This is a genomic window from Streptomyces chisholmiae (assembly GCF_031845445.1).
GTDB classification, from domain to species: domain Bacteria; phylum Actinomycetota; class Actinomycetes; order Streptomycetales; family Streptomycetaceae; genus Streptomyces; species Streptomyces chisholmiae.
Window position 1 is genome coordinate 107,877 of the sequence record NZ_JAVREO010000015.1, and the last position, 25,708, is coordinate 133,584.

Sequence of the window (25,708 nt, forward strand, 5' to 3'; positions counted from 1 at the left end):
CGCCGCCCGGCTCAGGCGGTCTTCTCGTGCGGCGGGACGGCCGCGTCCCGCTTGGCCAGCCGGGAACGCGGCACCAGCGTCGGGTTCACGTTGGACTTGACGACGTCCTCCGTGATCACCACCTGGCCGACGTCCTGCCGGGACGGCACCTCGTACATCACCGACATCAGCACCTCCTCCATGATCGCCCGGAGGCCACGGGCCCCGGTGCCACGGAGGATCGCCTGGTCGGCGATGGCCTCCAGGGCCGGCAGATCGAAGTCCAGCTCGACGCCGTCCAGCTCGAAGAGGCGCTGGTACTGCTTGATCAGGGCGTTGCGCGGCTCGACCAGGATGCGCAGCAGCGCCTCGCGGTCCAGGTTGTGCACCGAGGTGATCACCGGCAGCCGGCCGATGAACTCGGGGATCATGCCGTACTTCACCAGGTCCTCGGGGAGCGCGTCGGTGAGCAGCTCGGCGCTGCCGCGGTCCCGCTTGGAGCGGATGTCCGCGCCGAATCCGATGCCGCGGGCCCCGGACCTGGCCCGGATGATGTCGTCCAGGCCGGCGAAGGCACCACCGACGATGAAGAGCACGTTGGACGTGTCGATCTGGAGGAACTCCTGGTGCGGGTGCTTGCGCCCGCCCTGCGGCGGCACCGCGGCCGTGGTGCCCTCCAGGATCTTCAGCAGGGCCTGCTGCACACCCTCGCCGGAGACGTCCCGGGTGATCGACGGGTTCTCGCTCTTGCGGGCGACCTTGTCGATCTCGTCGATGTAGATGATCCCCTGCTCGGCCTTCTTGATGTCGTAGTCGGCCGCCTGGATCAGCTTGAGCAGGATGTTCTCCACGTCCTCGCCCACGTAACCCGCCTCGGTGAGCGCGGTCGCGTCGGTGATGGCGAACGGGACGTTCAGCATCCTGGCCAGCGTCTGCGCCAGCAGGGTCTTGCCGGAGCCGGTCGGGCCGAGGAGCAGGATGTTGGACTTGGAAAGCTCGATCTCCTCGTCCCTGGAGTGCTGGGAGTCACTGGCCCGCACCCGCTTGTAGTGGTTGTACACGGCGACGGAGAGCGCCTTCTTGGCGTCCTCCTGGCCGACCACATAGCTTTCCAGGAAGTCGTAGATCTCGCGCGGCTTGGGAAGCTCCCCCAGGTCGGAGTCCGGCGACTCGGCCAGCTCCTCCTCGATGATCTCGTTGCAGAGATCAATGCACTCATCGCAGATGTAGACCCCCGGGCCCGCGATGAGCTTCTTCACCTGTTTCTGACTCTTGCCGCAGAACGAGCACTTGAGCAGATCGCCGCCATCACCGATGCGTGCCACGAGGTGCTTCCCCTTCGACTGCGCACCGCCGGGGCGACGGTGCCGAGTGCTTACTGAAGACGACGGTACCTCTTCGGCCCGGTGGAATGGTCCCCCTTGACGGGAATCCCCCTGGGCGGGGCCTTCCCGTCAAAGGGGACGAGGCCGATTCTGGTGCCGAATGTGTGATCCGGCACAGGTACCGACAGTGGCCTGGAACTAGTCGGCCGTGGAGGTGCGGGTGGTGATGATCTGGTCGATCAGGCCGTAGTCCTTCGCCTCGTCGGCGGTGAGGATCTTGTCCCGCTCGATGTCGTCGCGGATCTGCTCGATCGGCTTGGTGGAGTGCTTGGCCAGCATCTCCTCCAGCTGGGTGCGCATCCGCTGCACCTCGCGGGCGGCGATCTCCAGGTCGGAGACCTGGCCGCGGCCGGTCTCCGAGTACGGTTGGTGGATCAGGACCCGGGAGTTCGGCAGCGCCATCCGCTTGCCCGGGGTACCGGCGGCCAGCAGCACGGCGGCGGCCGAGGCGGCCTGGCCCATGCAGACCGTCTGGATGTCGGGCTTGACGAAGACCATCGTGTCGTAGATCGCCGTCAGCGCGGTGAACGAGCCGCCCGGGCTGTTGATGTAGATCTGGATGTCCCGGTCCGGGTCGATGGACTCCAGACAGAGCAGCTGGGCCATCACGTCGTTGGCCGAGGCGTCGTCGATCTGGACGCCGAGGAAGATCACGCCCTCCTCGAAGAGCTTCGCGTACGGGTCGTACTCGCGCACGCCCTGCGAGGTGCGCTCGACGAAGCGCGGGATGACGTACCGGGACTCGGCCGGCAGCCGGTCGTAGAGGCCGGAGCCTGGGAACTTCTTCATGGGTCTGTGTACCGCCTTGGGTCTAGGCTTGCGAACGGTCGGCGAGCGTCGGTCGGGTCGGCGAGCTGCGGGCTCAGGCGCCCGTGCCGCCACCGCCCGTGATGTCCGCCGCGCTGGTGATGACCCGGTCCAGCAGGCCGTAGTCCCGCGCCTCCTCGGCGGAGAACCAGCGGTCCCGGTCCGCGTCCCGCTCCCACTGCTCCTCGGAGACACCCGAGTGCTGGGCCGACAGCTTGGCCATCTTGCGCTTGGTGCGCAGCAACTGCTCGGCGTGGATCCTGATGTCCGTGGCGGAGCCGGCCAGTCCGGCGGACGGCTGGTGGATCAGCACCTCCGCGTTGGGCAGCGCGTAGCGCTTGCCGGGGGCGCCCGCCGTCAGCAGGAACTGCCCCATCGAGGCGGCCAGGCCCATGGCGATGGTGACCACGTCGTTCTTGACGTACTGCATGGTGTCGTAGATGGCCATGCCGGCCGAGATCGAGCCGCCGGGGCTGTTGATGTAGAGATAAATGTCCCTGTCCGGATCGGCGGCGAGCAGCAGCAGCTGCGCCGTGATCCGGTTCGCGATGTCATCGTCCACCGGCTGACCCAGGAAGATGATGCGCTCGTCGAGCAGCCGGTTGTAGACCTGATCGCCGAGGCCACCGCTAGTCGGCTCCGCCGCGGCGGAGGGCATCAAGAGCGTCACGTATCCACCTGCTCATTCCTGGACGGCCCAAGCCGTTGGTGCCTGGCCGTCACTCGACATCTGGCGTGTTTCTAGGGACCTTAACGCGCTGCCCGGACAGACCCATCCCGACCAGGGAACTGTTCGCTGTGAGCGCAGGGTCGCCCCTCCGGGGTGGGAGCCGGGCCGGCGGAACCTGACGCGCCGACGGCTCCGGCGGGCCGGGCCGCGGTCGAGAAAGGGGCCGGACGCGGTCGGCGTCCGGCCCCCTCTCGGCGTGTGGTCCCGACGGGCTCAGCTCTCGTCGGACTTCTTCTCGGTCGCGTCCTCGGCGGTGACGGCCTCGTTGGCCTCGGCCGCGTCGGCGACGGCGGCCGTCGCCTCCTCGGTCTCGTCCTCCTCGTCCAGCTCGACCAGCTCACCGTTGCTGTCCTTGACGGTGGCGGCCTCGACCACGGAGGCCAGCGCCTTGCCGCGGCTGACCTCGCCGACCAGCATCGAGACCTGGTTGCCCTCGACGACGGCCTTGGCGAACTGGTCCGGGCTCATGCCGGAGGACTGCGCCCGGCGCACCAGGTGCTCGGTCAGCTCCTCCTGGCTGACGGTCAGGTTGTCGCGCTTGGCGATCTCATCGAGGACGAACTGCGTCCTGATGCCCTTCTCCGCCTGCTCCTTGACCTCGTTGTCGAACTCCTCGGCGGTCTTCTCCTGGAGCTTGAGGTAGGCCTCCAGATCCATGCCGAGCTGGGGCAGCTGGTGGTGCTCCAGGTTGTGCTTGCGGGTCTTGATCTCCTCGGCGAGGAGCTTCTCCGGCAGCGGCACCTCGACCAGTTCGAGCAGGGCGTCGAGGACCTTCTCCTGGGCCTCGGTGGCCTGCTGGTAGGTCCGCTCGTCGGCCAGCCGGCGACGGCTGTCCGCGCGCAGCTCCTCCAGGGTGTCGAACTCGCTGGCCAGCTGGGCGAAGTCGTCGTCCAGCTCGGGCAGCTCGCGGGCCGAGACGGACTCGACCGTGACGCTGACCTCGGCCTCCTGGCCGGCGCCCGAGCCGCCGCGCAGCTCGCTGGTGAAGGTGGCGGTGCCGCCGGCGGCCAGGCCGATGACGGCCTCGTCCAGGCCCTCCAGCATCTGGCCGGAGCCGATGGTGTAGTTGACGCCCTCGGCGACGCCGTCCTCCAGCAGCTCCCCGTCCACCCGGGCCTGCAGGTCGACCTTCACCACGTCGCCGTCGGCGGCCTCGCGCTCGACGACGGTGGTGGTGGCGAAGCGGTCACGCAGCTGGTCGACGGCCTTGTCGACGTCCTCGTCGGGGACCTCGATGGCGTCCACCGTGACCTCGATGCCGGAGAAGTCGGGGATCTCCAGCTCGGGCCGGATGTCGACCTCGGCGGTGAAGGTCAGCGTCTCGTTGTCCTTCAGCTCCGTGATGTCCACGTCGGGCTGGCCCAGCGGGTTCAGCTCGCCGTCGTTGACGGCCTCGCTGTAGAACTTGGGCAGCGCGTCGTTGACCGCCTCCTCAAGCACCGCACCACGCCCGAAGCGCTGGTCGATGATGCGGGCGGGGATCTTCCCCTTGCGGAAGCCCGGCACCTGGACCTGTTGGTTGATCTTCCGGTACGCCGCGTCGAGGCTGGGCTTGAGCTCCTCGAAGGGCACCTCGACAGTGAGCCGAACCCGGGTGGGGTTCAGGGTCTCCACGGCGCTCTTCACGGTCGGTCTCCTTGGGGCTGACAATCGAGGGGTGTATGGCGTCGTCGCTGAAGCGCCTCCAAGGCGGACACACCACAGGCGCACAGATCAGACATCGTACGTGGTCGGGGTGGCCGGATTCGAACCGACGACCTTCCGCTCCCAAAGCGGACGCGCTACCAAGCTGCGCCACACCCCGTCGTGGCTCACGACGCGATACGTAGCGTACAGGGCGCCGGAGGGCGGGCAGCGCCGGGCCCCGGGCCGCGTCGGCGGCGATCTCGGGCGGGCCGGCCGGTGGTTGGGGCGCTGGTAGGATGCACAGCGTCCGAGGACCGGGCGGCGATGCCCCAGGCCGCCCAGCGGTTCTCCGGCACGCGGGCGTAGCTCAATGGTAGAGCCCTGGTCTTCCAAACCAGCTACGCGGGTTCGATTCCCGTCGCCCGCTCTCCACCCGCCCCGCCCGTGGGCGCGCTCACGTCAGGCCCGGCCCCTCTCGGGGGAGCCGGGCCGTTCGCGTTCCGGAGCCGGGCCGCGCGCCCGGGTCAGGGCGCGCTGTTGATGGAGTCGTCGACCTCGGCCACGCCGTCGGTGACGGACTGGAGGAAGTTGTTTATCGAGTCGGCGGCGCCGGTGGAGGCGAGGGAGAAGCCGAAGAGGATCGCCACGATGGCCGGCCCCCACTTGATGAGGCCGCTACGGATCATGAAGAACATGATCACGCCGAACAGCAGGGCCAGAGAGAACGAGATAACCACAACTGATCACACCTTCGGAAGGTCGCCACTGCTCCGTCGGGGGCTTGACCACGGCCGCCGCACCCCCGCAGGCACCATCGTGCCATCAACTGGCGGGCCGGTGGGGGCCAATGACCACCCAACAGACCCGATCGTGCGGTGGCCAGGCGATGTTGGGCCACGTTCCGCCCGTTATCCGTCCGTTAGCCACCGCGTCCGTCGCGGACCGGTAATTCCCGGGGCCCGCGGCGTGGCCTGGATCACGTCGACCGGGGGTCGGCGAGGGGCATTCCCGGCACTCTTCGCGGGTCCGTGGAAGACCGGCCGGCGAGCCGAAACACGCCATTTAATCCGATCAATTCGCACGATTTCGGACAGTCAGCAGACCCCTTCCGTGATCGAGGTTTTCGTTCCTCGACTGAATCCTCCTGAAGATTCCCGTCTTCCGGTTGGTGAATGTACGGATGACCTGAAGAAGCGCTATCGTGCGAACAATGTTGCACGTCCGTAACCAAAGAGCCCCCTTGCCCGCGGGCCGGGCGACGCAGGCTGTCCCCCCACCGGCAGTCACGGACGATCAGGCCCGGGTCACCGCTCGCGACCCCTTCTTCGACAACGCGAAGTACCTGGCGATCGTCCTGGTGGCGGTCGGTCACGCGTGGGCCCCACTGCGGGACGACTCCCGCACCGTGGCGGCCCTCTACAACTTCGTGTACACCTTCCACATGCCGGCCTTCATCCTGCTCGCCGGCTACTTCTCGCGGAACTTCACCGGCCGCCCCGACCAGCTGAAGCGGCTGGTGACCGGCGTCCTGGTGCCCTACCTGATCTTCGGGGTGGCCTATGTGCTCTTCCAGCGCTGGCTCACCGACGACCCGGACTACCCCTTCGCGCTCCTGGACCCCTACTACCTCACCTGGTTCCTGATCGCGCTCTTCATCTGGCGGCTCAGCGCCCCGCTGTGGCGGATCGTGCGCTGGCCGATGCCGGTGGCGCTGACCATCGCGGCGCTGGCGAGTTTCGCGCCGTCGCTCGGCAACGACCTCAACATCCAGCGGGTGCTCCAGTTCCTGCCGTTCTTCGTGCTGGGCACCCTGCTGCGGCCCGAGCACTTCGAGCTGGCCAGGCGCCGCGAGGTGCGGCTGCTGGCGCTGCCGGTCTTCCTGTGCGCGCTGGCCACGGCGTACTGGGCGGTCCCCCGGATGGAGGCGTCCTGGTTCTACCGCAGCTACGCGGCGCAGGACTACGGCTTCGAGTGGTGGGTCGGGGTGGTGATGAGCCTGGCCCTGTTCGGCTGTGGTCTGGTGCTGACCGTCTGCTTCCTGGCCTGGGTGCCGCGGCGGCACCGCTGGTACAGCGTGCTCGGCGCCGGCACCATCTACGGCTACCTGCTGCACGGCTTCGTGGTGAAGGCCAGCCGCTGGGAGGAGTGGTACGACGCGGCCTGGGTGACCACCCCGGCCGGTCAGCTGGCCGTGACGGCGATCGCCGCCGTCGGGGTCACCCTGCTCTGCACGGCGCCGGTGCGGCGGGTCTTCCGCTGCGTGGTCGAGCCGGGGATGGACTGGGCCTTCCGTGGCCTCCGGCGGGACGGGGACGGCGCCGGGGGCGGCGACGGCGGCCGGTCGGCCGCCGCTGCCGACCCCAAGCGCCGTTCCGTCAAGGCCGGTTGACCGGTCGCGGGGTGGGCTCGGTCAGCCGATGTCCACCCCGCGGCGGGCCAGGTAGTCCAGCGGGTCCACGTCCGCGCCGTAGTAGTTGCTGGCCCGCACCTCGAAGTGCAGGTGGGGGCCGGTGGACCGACCCGAGTTGCCCGAGTCGCCGAGCCAGCTCTCGGCGGTGACCGACTGGCCGGGTTCGACGGCGATGTCGGAGAGGTGGGCGTAGAGCGCGAAGTAGCCGTCCGCCAGGGCGACCGTGACCTGGTTGCCGTAGTCCCCCGCGTAGCCGGCGCTGATCACCGTGCCGGGGCCGACAGAGTGGACGGGGGTGCCGACGGGGACCGCGAAGTCCACGCCCGTGTGGTAGCCGGCGGCCCAGCCGCCGGGCGTCCCGTAGCTGGCCGAGACCGGGTAGCCGCTGACCGGCGGCGCCCACACCGGCTCGGCCGCCGGGCGCCAGTACCACGGCTGGAGCGGTCGGTCCCAGCCCTCCTCGACCAACTCGCCGTAGTAGGGCCCCAGGCCGGCCCGGTCGCCGGGCGCCCCGTCGACCACGCCCCCGAGGAAGTGCCGGAGTGACGCGGTGGGCGGGTCGGGCGGCTCCTCCTGGCCGATGGCCGAGACCGCCCAGGGGCCCGTTATCGCCACCGCCCCGGCCAGGGTGGCGCAGGCGACCCAGCGTGCCGGCCGGCGTGCGCCGGCGCGCGCCGGGAGTTGGGCCAGCCGCCGGGTCAGGGCGACGCGGAGGGTGCGGCCGGTGCGAACGGCTCTCTCAAGGTGGCTCATGGTCCCGAGCCAAGGGCAGCGGCGGGCCGGTCGCATCCCGCCCGGGGTGGCCGGCGCCGGCCGTTCGGCCCAGCCGCCGCGCCGGGTGCGGGGCCGTCGCCGCAGCTCAGCGGGGCAACGACGGAGGGTGGTCAGGTCAACACCGGAGGGTGATCAGCCTGCCGGCGGGGCCACCCGTCCGAGCGGTCGTGCCACGCCGGGCGGCGGGCGGCTACTCGCGGCCGATCAGCACCAGCGCCCGGTCGTCGTTGACGTCCTTGGCGACCGCCTCGATCAGGTGCCAGGCGGTGTCCCGGAAGCCGGTGGCGACAAACCGGTCGGCGGCGCCGGTGAGCCGGTCGATGCCGTCCGCCAGGTCCTGGCCGGGGCGCTCGACCAGGCCGTCGGTGAAGAGCATCAGCACGTCGCCGCGGCGCAGCGTGCCCTTGGCCGGGTGGAACTCGGCGCCGTCGTAGACGCCCAGCAGCGGGCCGTCGGTGTCGACCTCCTGCCAGCGGCCGGTCCCGGCGTGCAGCTGGAGGGCGGGCAGGTGGCCGGCGGAAAGCAGCTCGTAGTCGCCGGTGTCCAGGTCGAGGACGAGGTGGATGGAAGTGGCGAAGCCCTCCTGCCAGTTCTGCCGGAGGAGGTAGCCGTTGGCCGCCGGCAGGAAGCCGTGCGGCGGCAACGAGCCGAGCAGCCCGCCGAAGGCGCCGGAGAGCAGCAGCGAACGGGAGGCGGCGTCCATGCCCTTGCCGGAGACGTCGGTGAGCACCACCTCAAGGGTGCGCTGGTCGGGGCCCGTTCGGGCGGCGACCATGAAGTCGCCGGAGAAGGACTGGCCGCCGGCCGGGCGCAGCGACATGTCGTGCAGCCAGCCGTCCGGCAGCGCGGGCAGCGCGCTCTGCGCGCTGATCCGCTCCCGCAGGTCGAAGAGCATGGTGTGGCCGCGCCGCCAGGGCACGCCGACCCGGCTGCGGAACTGGGCGATCAGCAGGCCGATCAGGGCCACCGCGGCGACCAGCAGGATGGTGCCCGGGGTGACCGGGTCGGGGGCGGAGCGCTCGGCGTCGATCAGCGCGGTCTCCAGCACCAGCGCGGTGGCCGCCGCCGCGTAGAGCCCGAGCAGGCTGGCCGGACGCAGCAGCAGCCCGGCGGCGACCAGCGGCAGCAGCAGCGCCTCGGGCGGGCACCACTCGGGCCAGCTGGCGGTGGAGAAGGCGAGCACCGGGATGGAACACAGCAGCGCGGTGAAGGCGATCCAGTCCGAGCCGCCGCCGCGGAAGTAGTCGACGGCGGAGCGGCGCAGGCCGACGCGCGTCCGGTGCAGCGCCTTGGCCAGACGCGCCCGCCGGCTCTCCCCTGGCGTGCTCGCCCCGCTGCGGCGTCTCATGCTCTGGGACCTTATCCACCTGGTCAGCCGCACGTCGAACCCCGGGGGTGCTCAAACATCCGTGCCCGCGGGGCCGGTGCGACGCCGGGCCGGCGCCGGGCCCGGGGCCCGGCGGCCGGGAAATGCCGTGGCCCGCGGCCCGGGGCGTTGGTAGGGATGGCGGCATGAGCAGCGAACCGCGTGGCATCACCGCAGCCGACTGGGAGCCCTGGTACCAGGCGCTGGACTGGGCGTTCGGCGGGATAGCCGAGTCGACGGAGGAGCGCCGGCTGTGGCGCGGGCTGGTGGCGTTGGACCGCTGCCTGGGGATCTACGACGAGGGCCAGGTGGTGGGCACCTACGGGGAGTTCGCGCTGGGCCTGACGGTGCCGGGGGGCGCCGTGCTGGAGGCCGGCGGGGTGACGATGGTCTCGGTGGCCGGCACCCACCGGCGGCGTGGGCTGCTGCGCCGGATGATGGCGCGCGGGCTGGCCGCGGCGCGCGAGCGGGGGGACGTGCTCTCCGTGCTGACCGCGGCCGAGCCGGGGATCTACGGGCGGTTCGGCTACGGGGTGGCCGCCAGGTCGCTCTCCGCCGAGCTGGACAAACGGCAGGTCGGGCTGGTCAACCTGCCGCCGGGCACGGACGAGGTGCGGCTGCGGGTGACCACGCCGGCCGAGGCGCTGCCGGCCTGCGAGGCGGTCTACGCCGAGCTGGCGGGCCGGCGGCCGGGCATGTTGGAGCGACGGCCGGGCTGGGAGCGGCTGGGCCTGCTCGATCCGCCGGCGGAGCGGGGCGGGGCCTCGGAGCGCCGCTGTGTGCTGGCCGAGCGGGACGGCCGGGTGGTCGGGTACGCGCGCTACGCGAGCCGGGTGGAGTGGCGGGCGACCGTGCCCGGCGGGCCGGTGCTGGTGAAGGACCTGGACGCGACCGAGCCGGCCGGGTACGCGGCGCTGCTGCGCTATCTGCTGGACCTGGACCTGACGGACCGGGTGCGGCTGGCGGGCCGGCCGGTGGACGATCCACTGACGCAGTGGGTGAGCGACGTGCGGCGCGCCGACCTGACGCTGCGGGACCGGCTCTACCTGCGGCCGGTCGAGCTGGGCGGGGCGCTGGCGGGGCGCCGCTACGCCACCGAGGTGGACGTGGTGCTGGCGGTGACCGACGATTTCTGCCCCTGGAACTCCGGCCGTTGGCGGCTGACCGGCGGCCCGGCGGGGGCGGTCTGCGAGCGGACCACGGACCCGGCCGAACTGACCCTGGACGTACGCGTGTTGAGCACGGCCTACCTGGGCGACGCGACGCTCGGCGCGCTGGCCGCCGCCGGGCTGGTCGGTGAGGAGCGCGCGGGCGCGCTGGCCGCGGCCTCGGTGGCCTTCGGCCATCCGCTGGCGCCGTGGCTGCCGCACGGCTTCTAAGGTCACTCCGCCCTCCCTCACCCGCTCGCACCGCTGCGCCCGAGGATACGGGCCCGCGGTGACATCCGGCAGCCTCAGCGGCGCTGGCAGCCGGGGCACCAGAAGAGGTTGCGGGCGGCGATCCTGGCGGTGGCCACCTCGGTGCCGCAGACCAGGCAGGGTTGGCCGGCCCGGCGGTAGACGTAGACCTCGCCGCCGTGGTCGTCCACCCGGGGTGCCCGGCCCATCGCCTCGGGCGTGTGTTCGGGGCGGACGGTGTCGATCCTGGCCAGCCGGACGCCGTCCCGCATCAGGGCGACCAGGTCGGCCCAGCAGGCCGTCCACTCGGCGCGGTCGAGGTCGCGGCCGGGGCGGTAGGGGTCGATGCCGTGCCGGAAGAGCACCTCGGCCCGGTAGACGTTGCCGACGCCGGCGATCACCCGCTGGTCCATCAGCAGGGTGGCGACGGCCGAGCGGCTGGTGGAGATCCGGCGCCAGGCCGCCTCGGGGTCGGCGTCGGCGCGCAGCGGGTCGGGGCCGAGGCGGGCGGCGACGGCGGCCATCTCGTCGGGGGTGCGCAGGGCGCAGGTGTTGGGGCCGCGCAGCTCGGCCCAGTGCGCCTCGTTGGCGAGCCGCAGCCGGATCTGGCCGACCGGCGGCGGCACGGGGGCGGTGCCGAACGCCGCCTTGCCGTAGAGCCCGAGGTGGACGTGGACCCAGCCGACGGCGGGGAAGCCGAGGAAGAGGTGCTTGCCGTGCGCCTCGGCCGCGGTCAGCGGCTGGCCGTCCAGCAGGGCGGCGGCGTCGGCGAACTTGCCCTGCGGGCTGTCCACCCGGGCCGGCCGGCCGGCGAACCGCTCGGCGTAGTCGGCGGCCAGCCGGTGGATGACGTGCCCTTCGGGCATCAGCCCTGCTCGTCGGGGAGCGGCGGGAGGGTGCCTTCGGTCTCGTAGCCGCCGAGCATGGCGATCCGGCGGCTGTGCCGCTCGGCGCCGGAGTAGGCGGTGTCGAGGAAGACGGCGACGAAGGAGGTGGCCTCGTCGGTGGTGTGCATGCGGGCACCGACGCTCAGCACGTTGGCGTCGTTGTGCTCGCGGCCCAGCCGGGCGGTCTCCTCGCTCCAGGCGAGGGCGCAGCGCACGCCGCGCACCTTGTTGGCGGCGATGGCCTCGCCGTTGCCCGAGCCGCCGATGACGACGCCCAGCGCCTCCGGGTCGGCCGCGACCCGCTCGGCGGCGCGGAGGCAGAACGGCGGGTAGTCGTCCTCGGCGTCGTAGGCGACCGGGCCACAGTCGACGGGCTCGTGGCCGTGCTGAGTCAGCCAGTCCACCAGGTGGTTCTTCAGCTCGAAGCCGGCGTGGTCGGAGGCGAGGTAGACGCGCATGGCCCCCAATATGGCATGGCGCCGGCGGCGGTCGGCCGCCGGCTCCCGCCCCGGGCTCAGTCGCCCGAACGCATCCGGCCCACCAGTCGCCAGGCTGCCGGCAGGGCGCCCATGGCCAGGGCGACCTTGAGCGCGTCACCCAGCAGGAAGGGGACCAGGCCGGCGGAGACCGCCTCGCCGGCCGACATGCCGGTGGCCAGGGCCAGGTAGGGGACGCCGACCCCGTAGATCAGCAGGCTGCCGAGGGCCATCGTGCCGACCGTGCGGATCATGGTGCGGTCGCCGCCGCGGCGGGCCAGCTCGCCGACCACCGCGGCGGCCAGGGTCATGCCCAGGACGTAGCCGAAGGAGGGCATGCCGAAGCCGGAGGTGCCCTCGGCGAACCAGGGCATGCCGGCCATGCCGGCCAGCGCGTAGAGGGTCATGGACAGCAGGGCCCGCACGGGGCCGAAGGACGCGCCGATCAGCAGCGCCGCGAAGGTCTGGCCGGTGACCGGGACGGGCGATCCGGGGACGGGGAGGACGAGTTGGGCGGCGATGCCGGTGAGCGCGGCACCGCCGACGACCAGCGCCAGGTCCCTCACCCGGGCGGCGGGGGCGGTGGCCGCGGGCAGGAGATCGGCGAGGACGGCGCGCGGCCGGCCAGCGGCGATGGCTGAACTCATGGGTCTACTCCAGAGCTTGGAACGAGCGGGACCTTTTGACGCTAGCGGACGGGGTGGCCTGCGGCGGGGTGAGTTTTACGACACTGTCGGGCGCCTGGCCGGGGCCGCTCGAAACCCGCCCGAAGTCAATGCGCTCCGGCGACAACCGGACCGGCCACTTCCCTGTGGGGGACCGCCTTGCGCCCATCGACCGGCCTCCACTGATACCTTGACGCTATTGCACATCACTCGCAATTAGTGGAGACAGGCAACGGTATGGCCATCTACACGCTCCCCGACCTCCCCTACGACTACGCCTCCCTGGAGCCGGTCATCAGCGGGGAGATCATCGAGCTGCACCACGACAAGCACCACGCGTCCTACGTGAAGGGCGCCAACGACACCCTGGAGCGGCTCGCCGAGGCGCGGGACCGGGACGCCTGGGACACCGTCAACGGGCTGGAGAAGAACCTCGCCTTCCACCTCTCCGGCCACGTCCTGCACTCCATCTACTGGCGCAACATGACCGGCGACGGCGGTGGGGAGCCGCTGGAGAAGGACGGCACGGGCGAGCTGGCCGACGCCATCGCCGAGTCGTTCGGCTCGTTCGCCCGCTTCAGGGCGCAGCTCTCCAAGGCCTCCGCCACCACCCAGGGCTCCGGCTGGGGCGTGCTGGCGTTCGAGCCGGTCAGCGAGCGGCTGGTGGTGGAGCAGGTCTACGACCACCAGGGGAACGTCGGCCAGGGCTCGGTGCCGCTGCTGGTCTTCGACGCCTGGGAGCACGCCTTCTACCTCCAGTACCGGAACCAGAAGGTGGACTTCGTCGAGGCGATGTGGCGGGTGGTCAACTGGCAGGATGTGGCGGCGCGTTACACGGCGGCCAGGACCAACGCCGCCGTGCTGACCCTGGCGCCCTGACCCGCGCCGCACCAAGGCCACCGGCTCGCCGATCGTCTTCTCACGCCCCAAGCAGGGGTGGGCGGGCCGGCACGGGAGCGGCCCCCGCGCGGAGGCATCGCGCGGGGGCCGGCTCGTTTCCCGGCGTCGGGCGCTGGCGCCCGAGCCGCTCAGACGTCGAACTGCGGGGCGGCGTCCCTGGTGCGCTTGATCTCGTAGAAGCCCGGGGTGCCGGCGACCAGCAGGGTGCCGTCCCAGAGCCGGGCGGCGGCCTGGCCCTTGGGAGCCGGGGTCACCACCGGGCCGAAGAAGGCGATCTGCCGGCCGTCGGCGCCGGGCACCGCGATCACCGGGGTGCCGACGTCCTGGCCGACCAGCTCGATGCCCTCCTTGTGGGAGGCGCGCAGCGCCGCGTCGTGCGCGTCGGACTCGGCCGCGTCGGCCAGCTCCACGGGCAGCCCGACCGCCTGGAGCGCGTCGGCGATGGTGGCGCGGTCCTTCGGCTGCCGCCGGTGGTGGAAGCGCTCACCCAGCGCGGTGTACAGCGGGCCGAGCACCTCGGCGCCGTGCGCCTGCTCGGCCGCGACGCAGACCCGGACCGGGCCCCAGGCGTCCTTCAGCGCCTCGACGTACTGCGGGGGCAGCTCGTCCAGCTTCGGCTCGTTGAGCACGGCCAGGCTCATCACGTGCCAGCGCACCCGGACCGGGCGCACCTTCTCCACCTCCAGCATCCAACGCGACGTCAGCCACGCCCACGGGCACATCGGGTCGAACCAGAAGTCCGCGGTCACCGGCTCGGTCGCGGTGTTCTCCGTCAACAGTCTCTCCTCGCATCTCCAACGGCGGTCCCACCCGGGCGTCGATCCCCCCGGCGAGCGGCGGACGGCGTCCCCCCGCGGGCGGGGGGCGTCCTTCGGCAACCAACACGGCGGGCGCCGATCGCATTCCGCCGTGCGCCCGCTCGGCGTCGCGTGTCATGCTGACACGCGCCCGTGCCGCGCGGGTGGCGGGCGTGCCACCCGGTGCCGGGCGTCGAGACCGGCGACGACAGGGAGCGACAGGCGTGCCAGGAGAGAACCTCACCCGCGAGGAGGCCCGCGAGCGGGCCGGACTGCTGACGGTGCACGGCTACGAGGTGGCGCTTGACCTGCGCACCGCCACCGGGCCTGGGCCGGAGAACGGACCGCGCGCCTTCCGCTCCACCACCACGGTGCGGTTCTCCTGCGCCGACGAGGGCGCGACCAGCTTCATCGACCTGCTCGCCCCGCACGTCCACTCGGTGACCCTCAACGACGCCTCGCTCAACGTCGACCAGGTCTTCGACGGCACCCGCGTCACGCTGCCGACGCTACGCGCGGAGAACACGCTTGTGGTGGACGCCAGTTGCGCCTACAGCCACACCGGTGAGGGGCTGCACCACTTCACCGACCCGGAGGACGGCGAGACCTACCTCTACACCCAGTACGAGCCCGCCGACGCCCGCCGGGTGTTCGCCAACTTCGAACAGCCCGACCTGAAGGCGCCGTTCACCTTCCGGGTGACCGCGCCGGCGCACTGGACGGTGCTCAGCAACGGTGCCGAGGAGCGGCGCGACGAGCTGTCCGACGGCTCGGCGGCGACCTGGCACTTCGCGACCACCCAGCCGATCTCCACCTACATCACCGCGGTGGTCGCCGGCCCGTACCACTACGTCACCGACGGGTACCGGCGGAAGCTGCCGGACGGCTCGACGCTGGACATCCCGCTGGGCGCGTTGTGCCGCAAGGGCCTGAAACCGCACTTCGACGCCGACGAGATCTTCACCACCACCAAGCAGGGCCTGGACTTCTTCCACGAGCACTTCGGCTACCCGTACCCGTTCGGCAAGTACGACCAGGCCTTCGTGCCGGAGTACAACATCGGCGCGATGGAGAACCCCGGCTGTGTGACCTTCCGGGAGGAGTACGTCTTCCGGGGCCGCACCACCAGGGCCGCCTACCAGGGCCGGGCCAGCACGCTGCTGCACGAGATGGCGCACATGTGGTTCGGCGACCTGGTCACCATGGAGTGGTGGGACGACCTGTGGCTCAAGGAGTCGTTCGCCGACTACATGGGCACCTACGCGCTGGCCGAGGCGACCCGGTTCACCGGCGGCTGGATCAGCTTCGCCAACAACCGCAAGGCGTGGGCCTACAAGGCCGACCAGCTGCCGTCCACCCACCCGGTCACCGCCGACATCCGGGACCTGCAGGACGCCAAGCTCAACTTCGACGGCATCACCTACGCCAAGGGCGCCTCGGTGCTCAAGCAGCTGGTCGCCTACGTCGGGAAGGACGCGTTCTTCGAGGGCGCCAGGCGCTACTTCGCGCGGCACGCGTTCGGCAACACCCGGCTGACCGACCTGCTGGCCGTGCTCGCCGAGTCCTCCGGCCGGGACATGACCGCCTGGTCCGCCGCCTGGCTCCAGACCGCCGGCGTCAACGCGCTGACTCCGGAGCCGAGTTACGCGGCGGACGGGCGGATCACCGAGCTGGCGGTGCGGCAGGAGGCGCCGGCCGAGCACCCCACGCTGCGCCCGCACCGGATCGCCGTCGGCCTCTACCGGCGCGCGGACGGCGTCGGCCCGCTGGTCCGCTACGCGCGCGCCGAGGTGGACATCGCCGGGGAGCGCACGCCGGTGCCCGCGCTGGTCGGCGCCGAGCGGCCGGAGCTGATCCTGGTCAACGACGAGGACCTCAGCTACTGCAAGGCCAGGTTCGACGCGGACTCCCTGGACACCCTCCGCGCCCACCTCGGCGACCTGCGGGACCCGCTGGCCCGGGCGCTGTGCTGGTCCGCGCTGTGGAACATGACCAGGGACGCGCTGCTGCCGGCCGGCGACTTCCTGGCCCTGGTGCGGGACTTCGGCGGCGCGGAGGACGAGGTCAGCGTGCTCCAGATGGTGCACGCCTGGGCGCTGACCGCGCTGCGCTGGTACACCCCGGCCGACCGGCGGGGCGCCCGCGAGGGCGAGTTGGCGGCGGCGGCGCTCGGCGAGCTGCGGCGGGCCGAGCCGGCCAGCGACCACCAGCTGGCCTGGGCCAGGTTCTTCGTCAACTGCGCCGTCTCGGACGCCGACCTCCAGCTGCTGTCCGGGCTGCTCGCCGGCTCCGCCCGGATCGACGGGCTGGACGTGGACCAGGAGCTGCGCTGGCTGCTGCTGCGTGCCCTGGCGGCCGCCGGCCGGGTCGGCGAGGAGGCCATCGCGGCCGAGCGGGCCAGGGACGACACCGCCTCCGGCAACCGGCACCAGGTGCGGGCGCTGGCGGCCCGCCCGGACGCGGCGGTGAAGGCGGCGGCCTGGGAGTCCGTGGTGGACCGGGACCGGCTCTCCAACGCGCTGGTCGAGGCCACCATCGACGGCTTCGCGCAGCCCGGGCAGCGGGCGTTGCTGGCGCCCTACGCGCCGCGCTACTTCGAGGCGATCGAGCGGGTGTGGCGGGACCGCACCATCGAGATCGGGATGGCCGTGGTGCGCGGCCTGTACCCGATGCTGCAGGACTCGCCGGAGACGGTGTCCGCCACCGACGCCTGGCTGACCGAGCACGCCGAAGCGCCGCCGGCCCTGCGCCGGCTGGTGCTGGAGGCCAGGGACGAGCTGGCCCGCGCCCTGCGGGCACAGGCCGCCGACGTCTGACCGGCCACCGCGGGTCGCCAGGTCCCGCCGGTGGGCACGGCCCGCCGGCGGACCCGGCTCCGCCCGAGGCACGCGCTCCCGCCCGGAGCAGCCGACCCCGCCGCCCGCAAGACGGAACATCCGTCCGAGGGCGGCGGGATGTCCCGGTTTCTCCACGACCGTGTAACAGAGGTGACCGCGGGCCGCGCGGTGGGCATCCGCGGAGCATGACCCATGACGTCCCGCTCACGCCCGGTCAGCGACCCGAACTCGCCCCCGTCAACGGTCGGGTGACCACCCTCGACGCCCTGCGCGCCCAGGGCGTGCCGCCCGCCACCACCCGCCGGCGCTGCCGGCCGGGCGGCCCCTGGCAGATGCCGCTGCCCGGCGTGGTGCTGCTGCACCCGGACCCGCCGGACGGCGCCGAACTGTCCCACGCGGTGCTGCGGTACACCGGCGGGGGGCGTGGCGAGGCGGTCATCAGCGGGCTGGCCGCGCTGGCCGCGCACGGGCTGACCTCGGTGCCGCGGCTGGCCGACCTGCGCCGGATCGACGTGCTGGTCCCGCACACCAGGCGGCTGCGGTCCGTCGGCCCGGCGCGGGTGCTGCGCACCACCCGGCTGCCCAGGCCCCGGCGGGTCGCCGGGCTGCCCGTCGCGCCGGTGGCCAGGGCGCTGGCCGACGCGCTGCTCGACCCGGCGGACGGGCTGGCCCCGCCGTACCGGCCGCTGGCCGAGGCGGTCCGCCTGGGCCTGGCCGAACCCCGTTCGGTGGTCGCCGAGTTGACCCACACCGGCCGGCTCGCCGAACCGCCGCTGGCGCGGGCCGTCGAGGAGCTGCTGGCCGCCGGGCGGCCGGTCGCCGAGGAGCTGCTCATCCACATGGTGCGCCGGGGCGGGCTGCCCGACCCGTGCTGGAACGTGGCGCTGTGGCTGCCGGACGGGCCGTTCCTCGACCACGTGGACGCCTACTGGCCGGAGGCCGCCGTCGCCCTGCGGCTCGACACCGGGCTGCCCCGGCAGCGCGGCACCCCACCGACGCCGGCCGAGGCGGAGAGCGAACGACGCGAGCAGACCCTCCGGGGCCTGGGCGTCACCGTGGTCCGGATCCCGCCGCGCGCGCTGCACGCCTCCTGGCGTCGGCAGGCCACCGCCGTGCGGGCCGCCCTGCAGGCCGCGGCCACCCGGCCGACCACGGACTGGGTGGTGGTGCTGCCCCGGTGAACGGGCCGCCCCCGCCACCCCCCACCTCGGGGTTGTCGGGGCAGCCGGCGGGTGACCCCCCGTGCGAGGATGACGCGAACGACGGCCTCCCCCACCGCCGACATCCCACGCACACCGAAGGAGAACCAGGTGCCCGGTACCAACCTGACCCGGCAAGAGGCCCAGGAACGGGCCCGACTGATCAGCGTCGACAGCTACCAGATCACGCTCGATCTCTCCGGCGCGCCCCAGGGCGGCACCTTCCCCTCCCGCACCACCGTCGCCTTCACCGCCGACGCCCCCGGGGCCACGTTCATCGACCTGATCGCCCCCGAGGTCGTCGAGGTGGTGCTCAACGGCACCTCGCTCGACCCGGCCGAGGTGTTCGCCGACTCCCGCATCGCCCTCCCGCAGGTCGCCGAGGGCACCAACGAGCTGCTGGTCGTCGCCAACTGCGCCTACACCAACACCGGTGAGGGGCTGCACCGGTTCGTCGACCCGGTCGACAAACAGACCTACCTCTACACCCAGTTCGAGGTCCCGGACGCCCGCCGGGTGTTCGCCTGCTTCGAACAGCCCGATCTGAAGGCCACGTTCGAGTTCACCGTCACCGCGCCCGAGGGCTGGACGGTCATCTCCAACTCGCCGACCCCCGAACCGGCCGGCACCGTCTGGCACTTCGCCCCCACCCCCCGGCTGTCCACCTATGTCACCGCGCTGATCGCCGGCCCGTACCACGCCGTGCACAGCACCTGGGAGGGCCAGGGCCGCTCCGTGCCGCTCGGCCTCTACTGCCGGCCGTCGCTCGCCGAACACCTCGACGCGGAGGCGATCTTCGCCCTCACCCGGCAGGGCTTCGACTGGTTCGAGGAGCAGTTCGACTACCCGTACCCGTTCGCCAAGTACGACCAGCTCTTCGTGCCCGAGTTCAACGCGGGCGCCATGGAGAACGCCGGCGCGGTCACCATCAGGGACCAGTACGTCTTCCGCTCCAAGGTGACCGACGCGGCCTACGAGGCTAGGGCCGAGACCATCCTCCACGAGCTGGCCCACATGTGGTTCGGCGACCTGGTCACCATGGAGTGGTGGAACGACCTGTGGCTCAACGAGTCGTTCGCCACCTACACCTCCATCGCCTGCCAGGCGCACGCCCCCGGCAGCCAGTGGCCGCACGCCTGGACCGGCTTCGCCAACCAGCTGAAGACCTGGGCCTACCGGCAGGACCAACTCCCCTCCACGCACCCGATCATGGCCGACATCCGGGACCTCGACGACGTCCTGGTCAACTTCGACGGCATCACCTACGCCAAGGGTGCCTCGGTGCTCAAGCAGCTGGTCGCCTACGTCGGGCGGGACGAGTTCTTCGAGGGCGTGCGCGCCTACTTCAAGCGGCACGCCTGGGGCAACACCCGGCTCACCGACCTGCTCAGCGCGCTGGAGGAGACCAGCGGCCGGGACCTGAAGGCCTGGTCCAGGGCCTGGCTGGAGACCGCCGGCATCAATGTGCTGCGCCCGGAGATCGACGTCGACGCGGACGGCGTCATCACCCGCTTCGTGGTCCGCCAGGAGGCGCCCGCGCTGCCCGCCGGCGCCAAGGGCGAGGCCACGCTCCGCCCGCACCGGATCGCCATCGGCCTCTACGACCCGGTGGACGGCGCCCTGGTCCGCGACCGACGGATCGAGCTGGACGTCACCGGCGCCGAGACCGAGGTCCCCGAGCTGGTCGGCCAGCGCCGCCCGGCCGTGGTGCTGCTCAACGACGACGACCTCTCCTACGCCAAGGTCCGGCTCGACCCGGAGTCCACCGCGCAGATCACCGAGCGGGTCGGCGACTTCACCGAGTCGCTGCCGCGCGCCCTGTGCTGGGCCTCCACCTGGGACATGACCAGGGACGGCGAGCTGGCCACCCGCGACTACCTGGCGCTGGTGCTCAACGGCATCGGCAAGGAGAGCGACATCGGCGTCGTCCAGTCGCTGCACCGCCAGGTCAAGCTGGCCCTCGACCTGTACGCCGCGCCCGAGTGGCGTGCCGAGGGCCTGGCCCGCTGGTCGGAGGCCACCCTGGAGCGGCTGCGCACCGCCGAGCCGGGCAGTGACCACCAGCTCGCCTGGGCCAGGGCGCTCGCCGCCACCGCCCGGACCGACGAGCAACTCGACGTGCTGGCCGGCCTGTTGAACGGCGAGGTGGTCATCGATGGGCTGGCCGTCGACACCGACCTGCGGTGGTCGTTCCTGCTCCGCCTGGTGGCCACCGGCCGGGTCGGCGAGGAGGCCATCGCCGCCGAGCTGCGCCGCGACCCGACCTCCGCCGGCGAGGAGCACGCGGCGGCCGCCCGGGCGGCCCGCCCGACGGCCGAGGCCAAGGCCGCGGCCTGGGACGCGGTGCTCGGCGACGACAGCCTGCCCAACGCGGTCCGGGAGGCCACCATCGGCGGCTTCGTCCAGCTCGACCAGCGGGAGCTGCTGGCGCCCTACCGCGAGCGGTTCTTCGAGGTGATCTCCGAGGTGTGGGGCACGCGCAGCCACGAGACGGCGCAGCAGATCGCGCTCGGCTTCTACCCGGCGACCCAGATCGCCCAGGAGACGCTGGACGCCACCGACGCGTGGCTGGCCAGCGCGGAGCCGACGGCGGCGCTGCGGCGCCTGGTCACCGAGTCCCGCGCCGGCGTCGAACGGGCGCTCCGTGCCCAGGCCGCCGACGGCGCCTGACGCCGGCGAGGCGAGGCCGAGCCGCCCGCCAAGCCGCCGGGTTGGGGAGGTGCCGCTGGCGCCTCCCCGACCCGGCGCCGGCGGGCGTCGATCAGTGGCTCGCCCCGGGCGGGGATGTCCGGCCGGGGCCGGGCCGACTCCCCGTACCGACCCGGCGGGGGCCGGTACACCTCGGCGAACCGGCGGCAGCCGAGGGACGGGGAGCACCGGCGGGGGCGGCGAACTCGCCGGGAGGGCGGCGGACCGGCACGCCCGGCGAGGTGGCGGCCAGGGCCCGGGCGCGGGCCCGTTCGGCGCGGCCAGGAACCGGCGCACTTCCCGCACGGGACCCCGCCGGGAGGGACCGCGGCCCGGACCAGGCGGCGCCACCCGCACCTGACCGGCGGCGGCGAAACCGTGGCGGGGCGCGGCGCCGGGCCCGGCGGGAACGCCGGCCAGGCTGGAGCCGGGATGCCCGCGCCGACCGGCGACCACGGCCCCGGGGAGCCGCAGGGCGGGCCCCGACGGGAGACCCGCGTTGGCCGGTGGTCCTCCACGGCACACGGCCAACTGGTCCGGCGAGTGTGGTGGGTTGGCCGGCCCTCAGGCCGGACGGCCGGCTGAGACCCGTGGTTCGCTCCCCCCGGGCGGGATGGCCGGCCGGGGGGAACCGGCGGTCGGAGGCATCAGCTCGACTCCGCCGCCCCGGCACCGGCCCGGGGGCGGCGGGCGCCGACCCCACGTACGCGGCGCGCGAGAACCGGCGCGGGCCGGAGAGCCACCCGCGGGTGACGACGTCGCGGAGCGCACCCACGACGTCCGATGGACGGCGCCCGGCAACAACTGGCCCCGCCGGGGCGCCCGGCGCGGGTGGCACCGACGGACCGCCGCGCGGCGCCCCGGGCGCCGCGCGTGGCTCAGCTCAGCGTCTCAGCGCCTGCGGTCGCTGATGATGACGGCCGCCGTGACAAGCGCGAAGAGCAGGATGGGGGCCACGACGAACAGGCCGAGGGTCTCGGCGACGCTCAGGCCGGGGCCCGGGTCGTCGCCGTCGTCCCGCTGGAGTGCCTGGGCGGCCGGCGAGGAGAGCAGCGTCAGCAGCACCGTGGAGAGCGACACCGCGGCGACACGCTTCTTGTTCATGTTGACCACGCCCTTACAGTAACGAACCCGGTTCGGCGGTCGTGGCTCAGGGGCCCGGGTCACGGAGCGCGGCCACCAGACGGGCCAGTCGGTCGGAGCCGGCCAGCTCCTCCAGCGTGACCGGCCGGCCGGCCGCGTCGGCCACCGGCAGGCTCCAGTTCGGGTACTCGCGCCAGGTGCCGGGCACGTTCTGCGGCCGGCGGTCGCCGACCGCGTCGGGGAGCCAGAGGCCGATCAGCCGGGCCGGGGTGCGGGCGAGGAAGCGGTAGGCGGCGGCGATCCGTTCCTCCTCGTCGGCGTCGGGGGGCAGCAGGCCCATCCGTTCGAAGGTGGCGAGCCAGTCGGCCACCTCGGCCTCGGCCTCGCGGGCGGCGGCGGCCGGTGCGGCGAGCAGCCCGAGGCGCTCGCGCAGCCGGACGTGGGAGCCGTCCAGGCGGGCCGCGGTGGACGGCAGGTCGTGGGTGGTGACGGTGGCCAGGCAGTTGACGCGCCAGGCGGTCGGGGGCAGCGGGGGGCGGTCGGCGCGTTCCTCGTCGCGCTCGAACCAGAGCACGGAGGTGCCGGCGACGCCCCGGTCCGCGAGGCGTTCGCGGACGCCGGGCTCGACGGTGCCGAGGTCCTCGCCGACCAGCACCGCGTCGGCGCGGTGCGCGGCCAGCGCCAGCACGGCGAGCATGGCGTCCGCGTCGTAGCGGACGTAGGTGCCGTCGCGCGGGTCGGCGCCGGCCGGGATCCACCAGAGCCGGAACTGGCCCATCACGTGGTCGACCCTGAGGCCGCCGGCGTGCCGGGCCAGTGCCTCGGCCAGTTCCAGCCAGGGCGCGTAGCCGGCCTCGGCGAGCGCGTCCGGGCGCCAGGGCGGCAGGCCCCAGTCCTGGCCGCGTTCGTTGAACGCGTCCGGCGGGGCGCCCACCGACATGCCGGCGGCCAGCACGTCCTGGCCGGCCCAGGCGTCGGAGCCGTCGGGGTGCACGCCGACGGCGAGGTCGTGCAGCAGTCCGATCCGCATGCCGGCGTCGGTCGCGGCCCGTTGGGCGGCGGCGAGTTGGGTGTCGGTGAGCCAGGCCAGCCAGCGGTGGAAGGCGATCCGCTCGGGGTGGGCGGCGCGGGCCGCGGCGGTCTGCCGGCTGTCGGGGCGGCGCAGCCCGGCGGGCCAGCGGTGCCAGTCGGGGCCGTGCAGCTCGGCCAGGACGCACCAGGTGGCGTGGTCGGTGAGGGGCCGGCCGCGGCTGGCGACATAGGCGTCGAACGCGGCGGCCCTCTCGGGGGTCGGCGGCACCCGGTGGAGCTGTTCCAGCGCGGCGCGCTTCGCCGCCCAGACGGCGTCCCGGTCGATGGGCCGGCCCGCCTCCAGCACCGCCCGCCGCAGCCCGGCGGCCCGGGCCAGCAGCGGGGCGAGCCGGGCGCGGCCGGCGGCGTCCAGCCGCCGGTACTCGGGGATGGCCTCGATCCGCAGGTGCACCGGGTCGGCGAAGCGCCGGGTGGCGGGGCGGTAGGGGGAGGGGTCGACGGTCTCCCCCGGCACCGGGGGGACGGCCGCGTGCAGCGGGTTGAGCTGGAGGAAGCCGATGCCGAGGGTGTCGCCGGCGAAGCGGGCCAGCTCGGCGAGGTCGGCCAGGTCGCCCATCCCCCAGGAGCGCCGGGAGAGCAGCGAGTAGAGCTGGACCAGCAGGCCGATCTCGCGCCGCCCGGCGACCGGCGCGCGGTCGGGCGGCACCAGCACGGTGGCGGTGGCGGCGCGGCCGTCGGGGGCGCGGGCGTGCAGGGTGTGCCGGCCGACGGGCGGCGGGGCGCCGGCGAGCGGTCGGCGGCGGCCGTCCTGGAGGACGAGCCACAGCTCGGTGCCGGCGGGCACCGGGGGCGGCCGGAGGGGCCGCGCCGGGCCGGCGACCAGGGTGGGGGGCAGCAGCCGCCTGGCCCGGTCGGCGCTCCTGGCGAGCGCCGCGCGGATCGCGGCGGGGCCGCTGGCGTCCACGCCCAACGCGGCCAGCACGGCCACCACCGTCTCCCGCGGCACCTCGACGGAGCGTCCCGGCGTGGGCGCGTAGGCGGTGGCGACGCCGTGGGTCGCGGCGAGCCGCGACAGGGCGTCCATCAGACGCCGATGGCCTCCGCGCCGCCGCGCCCGCTGGGCTCGGCGACCAGGGGCGACTCGGCGGCCAGCGGCTGCTCGGCGGTCAGGGGGGCGAGGTCGCCCAGCGAGGGCTCGCTGGTGAGCGGCAGCTCGCGGGCGGCGGTCTGCGCCGGCACCCCGACGAGGGGCGGCAGCGAGGCCTTGCTCAGGCGTTTGCTTTTGCGTTCGCACTGGGTCCGAGTGGCAACGGCCACGGGGTACTCCGTTCACAGACAGCGGCGGGCTTGGGTTCTGCCCTACCCAGTCAACGTCATCGCATCCGTGGTCGCGACGGGAAAGCGGCGCAGCTCACGCGCCAGGGACCGGAAATCTTCTCGCCGCCGGCCGTGGTGGCCTCGGTTTTTCGCGGCTTTGGCGAGGGCCTGACGGTACGCACGGACGGATGGTCCGGCGAGGGCCGGGGAACGCCTGATCGGGTGATTCCGCCCCCGGGGCGGACCGGCGGGACGGCGCGGGCTTCGTGCGCGCGGCCCGCGGCGGGCGCGGGGCGCGGGGGTGCGCGGCCGGGCGGGGCGCCGGCGCCGGCCGGCCGGCTCAGACCGGCTCCGCCGGCTCGGCCGGGACCGCGGCGCGGCCGGCCCTGGCGGCCCCGGCCGGCTGGGGCGCGGCCGCGCCGGGGAGCGGCGCGGGCGGCGCGGGCGGCGCGGGCGGCGCGGGCGGCGCGGGCGGCGCGGCGGGGGCGGAGGTGGCGGGGGCGGGAGCCGGGGCGGCGGGGCGGGCGGACTTCGCCGGCTTGCCCTGGCGACCCGGCTTGCGGGTCGGCCGCGCCTCTATCCTGGCCAGCGCGTCGTCGGCGCCGTAGGGGCGCAGGTAGGGCAGCCAGCGCGGATCCCGGTGGCCGGTGCCGATGATCCGCCAGGCCAGCCCGGAGGGCGGCCCTGGGGGGTGGCGCAGCCGCCAGCCCAGCTCGGCGACCTGCCGGTCCGCCTTGATGTGGTTGCAGCTGCGACAGGCCGCGACAACGTTGTCCCAGGCGTGCTGTCCGCCCCGGCTGCGCGGGATCACGTGGTCCACGCTGGTGGCCACTCCGCCGCAGTAAGCACAACGGCCGCCGTCCCGGGCGAAGAGTGCTCGGCGGGTCAGCGGCACGGCGGTGCGGTAGGGAACGCGGACGAAGCGTTTGAGTCTGACCACGCTGGGCGCCGGGATCGCGCTACTGGCGCTGCGCATCAGGGAGCCGGAAGTCTCCAGACTGACGGCCTTGTCGTTGAGCAGCAGGATCAGTGCGCGCCTGACCGGCACGACGCCCAGCGGCTCGTACGAAGCGTTGAGGACCAAGACGTGTGGCACGAACGCCCTCCGTTTCCGTCGGCGGCGCGTGGCTCGCGCCGTGACGATCTCCCTCAGTGTGTCCCGGGTGGGGCCGCCGGCGCCACCACGAACCGGTAATGCGCCTCATGTGTCATCCACCACATTCGTCCCACCTTCCCCCTGCCTTTCCCCCGCCAGCCCCGGGCCACTCCTCCGTTCCCCCGGCTGGATTGCGGGGCCGCCCGCCGGGCGCCGGCCGGCTGCCGCCCGGGGCCGGCGTGGTGCCGGGGAGGGGC

General features: G+C 73.5%; 20 protein-coding genes, 2 tRNA genes and 1 pseudogene. 7 read left to right on the forward strand and 16 right to left on the reverse strand.

Annotated features, from left to right (window positions below; all coding sequences use genetic code 11):
• Positions 1–11 precede the first annotated feature (11 nt).
• The 5 genes from clpX to RM844_RS23135 form a co-directional block, all read right to left on the reverse strand.
• The gene (clpX, locus tag RM844_RS23115; RefSeq protein ID WP_311669271.1) at positions 12–1,304 is read right to left on the reverse strand and encodes an ATP-dependent Clp protease ATP-binding subunit ClpX; all 1,293 of its coding nucleotides are present in this window, start codon (positions 1,302–1,304) and stop codon (positions 12–14) included.
• A gap of 198 nt (positions 1,305–1,502) precedes the next feature.
• Entirely contained in the window at positions 1,503–2,153 is a 651-nt protein-coding gene (locus tag RM844_RS23120) for an ATP-dependent Clp protease proteolytic subunit (RefSeq protein ID WP_311669272.1), read from the reverse strand.
• 73 nt (positions 2,154–2,226) lie between these two features.
• Positions 2,227–2,841, reverse strand: a complete 615-nt coding sequence (locus tag RM844_RS23125; protein WP_311669273.1) for an ATP-dependent Clp protease proteolytic subunit — start codon at positions 2,839–2,841, stop codon at positions 2,227–2,229.
• Positions 2,842–3,114: 273 nt separating this feature from the next.
• Entirely contained in the window at positions 3,115–4,527 is a 1,413-nt protein-coding gene (gene tig, locus RM844_RS23130) for a trigger factor (protein ID WP_311669274.1), read from the reverse strand.
• 101 nt (positions 4,528–4,628) lie between these two features.
• Positions 4,629–4,705: transfer RNA gene (locus RM844_RS23135), tRNA-Pro, on the reverse strand.
• 178 nt (positions 4,706–4,883) lie between these two features.
• On the opposite strand from RM844_RS23135, the gene RM844_RS23140 reads away from it, so the two are divergent.
• Positions 4,884–4,954, forward strand: a tRNA-Gly gene (locus RM844_RS23140).
• Positions 4,955–5,051: 97 nt separating this feature from the next.
• Here RM844_RS23140 and RM844_RS23145 read toward each other — a convergent pair.
• The gene (locus RM844_RS23145) at positions 5,052–5,264 is read right to left on the reverse strand and encodes a hypothetical protein (RefSeq protein WP_311669275.1); all 213 of its coding nucleotides are present in this window, start codon (positions 5,262–5,264) and stop codon (positions 5,052–5,054) included.
• Between the two features lie 473 nt (positions 5,265–5,737).
• On the opposite strand from RM844_RS23145, the gene RM844_RS23150 reads away from it, so the two are divergent.
• Positions 5,738–6,916 carry an acyltransferase family protein gene (locus tag RM844_RS23150; protein ID WP_394814581.1) on the forward strand — a complete coding sequence of 393 codons (1,179 nt, stop codon included), beginning with the start codon at positions 5,738–5,740 and terminating at the stop codon, positions 6,914–6,916.
• Positions 6,917–6,937: 21 nt separating this feature from the next.
• On the opposite strand, the gene RM844_RS23155 is transcribed toward RM844_RS23150, so the two are convergent.
• Positions 6,938–7,690, reverse strand: coding sequence for a M23 family metallopeptidase (locus RM844_RS23155; protein ID WP_311669277.1), 753 nt, complete (start codon positions 7,688–7,690; stop codon positions 6,938–6,940).
• 211 nt (positions 7,691–7,901) lie between these two features.
• Positions 7,902–9,059 (reverse strand): PP2C family protein-serine/threonine phosphatase, encoded by a 1,158-nt coding sequence (locus RM844_RS23160; RefSeq protein ID WP_311669278.1) that lies wholly within the window; start codon positions 9,057–9,059, stop codon positions 7,902–7,904.
• A gap of 164 nt (positions 9,060–9,223) precedes the next feature.
• On the opposite strand from RM844_RS23160, the gene RM844_RS23165 reads away from it, so the two are divergent.
• Positions 9,224–10,456 carry a GNAT family N-acetyltransferase gene (locus RM844_RS23165; protein WP_311669279.1) on the forward strand — a complete coding sequence of 411 codons (1,233 nt, stop codon included), beginning with the start codon at positions 9,224–9,226 and terminating at the stop codon, positions 10,454–10,456.
• A gap of 74 nt (positions 10,457–10,530) precedes the next feature.
• On the opposite strand, the gene RM844_RS23170 is transcribed toward RM844_RS23165, so the two are convergent.
• From RM844_RS23170 to RM844_RS23180, 3 genes are read right to left on the reverse strand one after another with little or no spacing between them, the layout of a single operon-like run.
• Positions 10,531–11,340, reverse strand: a complete 810-nt coding sequence (locus RM844_RS23170; RefSeq protein WP_311669280.1) for an Fpg/Nei family DNA glycosylase — start codon at positions 11,338–11,340, stop codon at positions 10,531–10,533.
• Complete coding sequence (locus tag RM844_RS23175) at positions 11,340–11,819, reverse strand: ribose-5-phosphate isomerase (RefSeq protein ID WP_311669281.1); 480 nt, start codon at positions 11,817–11,819, stop codon at positions 11,340–11,342. The genes RM844_RS23170 and RM844_RS23175 overlap by 1 nt, the downstream gene beginning before the upstream one ends.
• 56 nt (positions 11,820–11,875) lie before the next feature.
• Positions 11,876–12,484, reverse strand: a complete 609-nt coding sequence (locus RM844_RS23180) for a biotin transporter BioY (RefSeq protein WP_311669282.1) — start codon at positions 12,482–12,484, stop codon at positions 11,876–11,878.
• 255 nt (positions 12,485–12,739) lie between these two features.
• Here RM844_RS23180 and RM844_RS23185 point away from each other — a divergent pair, with 255 nt between their 5' ends.
• A complete protein-coding gene (locus tag RM844_RS23185) occupies positions 12,740–13,381 on the forward strand; it encodes a superoxide dismutase (protein ID WP_311669283.1) in 642 nt (213 codons plus the stop codon).
• 149 nt (positions 13,382–13,530) lie between these two features.
• On the opposite strand, the gene RM844_RS23190 is transcribed toward RM844_RS23185, so the two are convergent.
• Positions 13,531–14,178 carry a DsbA family oxidoreductase gene (locus RM844_RS23190; RefSeq protein ID WP_311669284.1) on the reverse strand — a complete coding sequence of 216 codons (648 nt, stop codon included), beginning with the start codon at positions 14,176–14,178 and terminating at the stop codon, positions 13,531–13,533.
• Between the two features lie 245 nt (positions 14,179–14,423).
• Between RM844_RS23190 and pepN (RM844_RS23195) the strand changes: the two genes are divergently transcribed.
• From pepN (RM844_RS23195) to pepN (RM844_RS23205), 3 genes are all read left to right on the forward strand, one after another.
• The gene (pepN, locus tag RM844_RS23195) at positions 14,424–17,015 is read left to right on the forward strand and encodes an aminopeptidase N (protein WP_311669285.1); all 2,592 of its coding nucleotides are present in this window, start codon (positions 14,424–14,426) and stop codon (positions 17,013–17,015) included.
• 206 nt (positions 17,016–17,221) lie between these two features.
• Positions 17,222–18,217, forward strand: coding sequence for a hypothetical protein (locus tag RM844_RS23200; protein ID WP_311669286.1), 996 nt, complete (start codon positions 17,222–17,224; stop codon positions 18,215–18,217).
• A gap of 129 nt (positions 18,218–18,346) precedes the next feature.
• Positions 18,347–20,905, forward strand: a complete 2,559-nt coding sequence (gene pepN / locus RM844_RS23205) for an aminopeptidase N (protein WP_311669287.1) — start codon at positions 18,347–18,349, stop codon at positions 20,903–20,905.
• Between the two features lie 909 nt (positions 20,906–21,814).
• On the opposite strand, the gene RM844_RS23210 is transcribed toward pepN (RM844_RS23205), so the two are convergent.
• From RM844_RS23210 to RM844_RS23225, 4 genes and pseudogenes are all read right to left on the reverse strand, one after another.
• Positions 21,815–22,027: a hypothetical protein gene (locus tag RM844_RS23210; RefSeq protein ID WP_311669288.1), complete on the reverse strand. Its 213-nt coding sequence runs from the start codon at positions 22,025–22,027 to the stop codon at positions 21,815–21,817.
• 46 nt (positions 22,028–22,073) lie between these two features.
• The gene (gene malQ / locus RM844_RS23215; RefSeq protein ID WP_311669289.1) at positions 22,074–24,122 is read right to left on the reverse strand and encodes a 4-alpha-glucanotransferase; all 2,049 of its coding nucleotides are present in this window, start codon (positions 24,120–24,122) and stop codon (positions 22,074–22,076) included.
• Positions 24,122–24,355 (reverse strand): hypothetical protein, encoded by a 234-nt coding sequence (locus tag RM844_RS23220; protein ID WP_311669290.1) that lies wholly within the window; start codon positions 24,353–24,355, stop codon positions 24,122–24,124. Before RM844_RS23220 ends, malQ begins: the two co-directional genes overlap by 1 nt.
• 568 nt (positions 24,356–24,923) lie before the next feature.
• Positions 24,924–25,451 (reverse strand): annotated as a pseudogene (locus RM844_RS23225) (HNH endonuclease); the annotation flags it as partial.
• Between the last annotated feature and the right edge of the window lie 257 nt (positions 25,452–25,708).

Excerpts from the sequence above, each read along its gene's own strand:
- RM844_RS23120 (WP_311669272.1), bottom strand. The coding sequence starts at position 2,153 with ATGAAGAAGTTCCCAGGCTCCGGCCTCTACGACCGGCTGCCGGCCGAG.
- RM844_RS23150 (WP_394814581.1), top strand. The coding sequence starts at position 5,738 with ATGTTGCACGTCCGTAACCAAAGAGCCCCCTTGCCCGCGGGCCGGGCG.
- RM844_RS23155 (WP_311669277.1), bottom strand. The coding sequence starts at position 7,690 with ATGAGCCACCTTGAGAGAGCCGTTCGCACCGGCCGCACCCTCCGCGTC.
- RM844_RS23160 (WP_311669278.1), bottom strand. The coding sequence starts at position 9,059 with ATGAGACGCCGCAGCGGGGCGAGCACGCCAGGGGAGAGCCGGCGGGCG.
- RM844_RS23165 (WP_311669279.1), top strand. The coding sequence starts at position 9,224 with ATGAGCAGCGAACCGCGTGGCATCACCGCAGCCGACTGGGAGCCCTGG.
- RM844_RS23170 (WP_311669280.1), bottom strand. The coding sequence starts at position 11,340 with ATGCCCGAAGGGCACGTCATCCACCGGCTGGCCGCCGACTACGCCGAG.
- RM844_RS23175 (WP_311669281.1), bottom strand. The coding sequence starts at position 11,819 with ATGCGCGTCTACCTCGCCTCCGACCACGCCGGCTTCGAGCTGAAGAAC.
- RM844_RS23180 (WP_311669282.1), bottom strand. The coding sequence starts at position 12,484 with ATGAGTTCAGCCATCGCCGCTGGCCGGCCGCGCGCCGTCCTCGCCGAT.
- RM844_RS23185 (WP_311669283.1), top strand. The coding sequence starts at position 12,740 with ATGGCCATCTACACGCTCCCCGACCTCCCCTACGACTACGCCTCCCTG.
- RM844_RS23200 (WP_311669286.1), top strand. The coding sequence starts at position 17,222 with ATGACCCATGACGTCCCGCTCACGCCCGGTCAGCGACCCGAACTCGCC.
- RM844_RS23210 (WP_311669288.1), bottom strand. The coding sequence starts at position 22,027 with ATGAACAAGAAGCGTGTCGCCGCGGTGTCGCTCTCCACGGTGCTGCTG.
- malQ (WP_311669289.1), bottom strand. The coding sequence starts at position 24,122 with ATGGACGCCCTGTCGCGGCTCGCCGCGACCCACGGCGTCGCCACCGCC.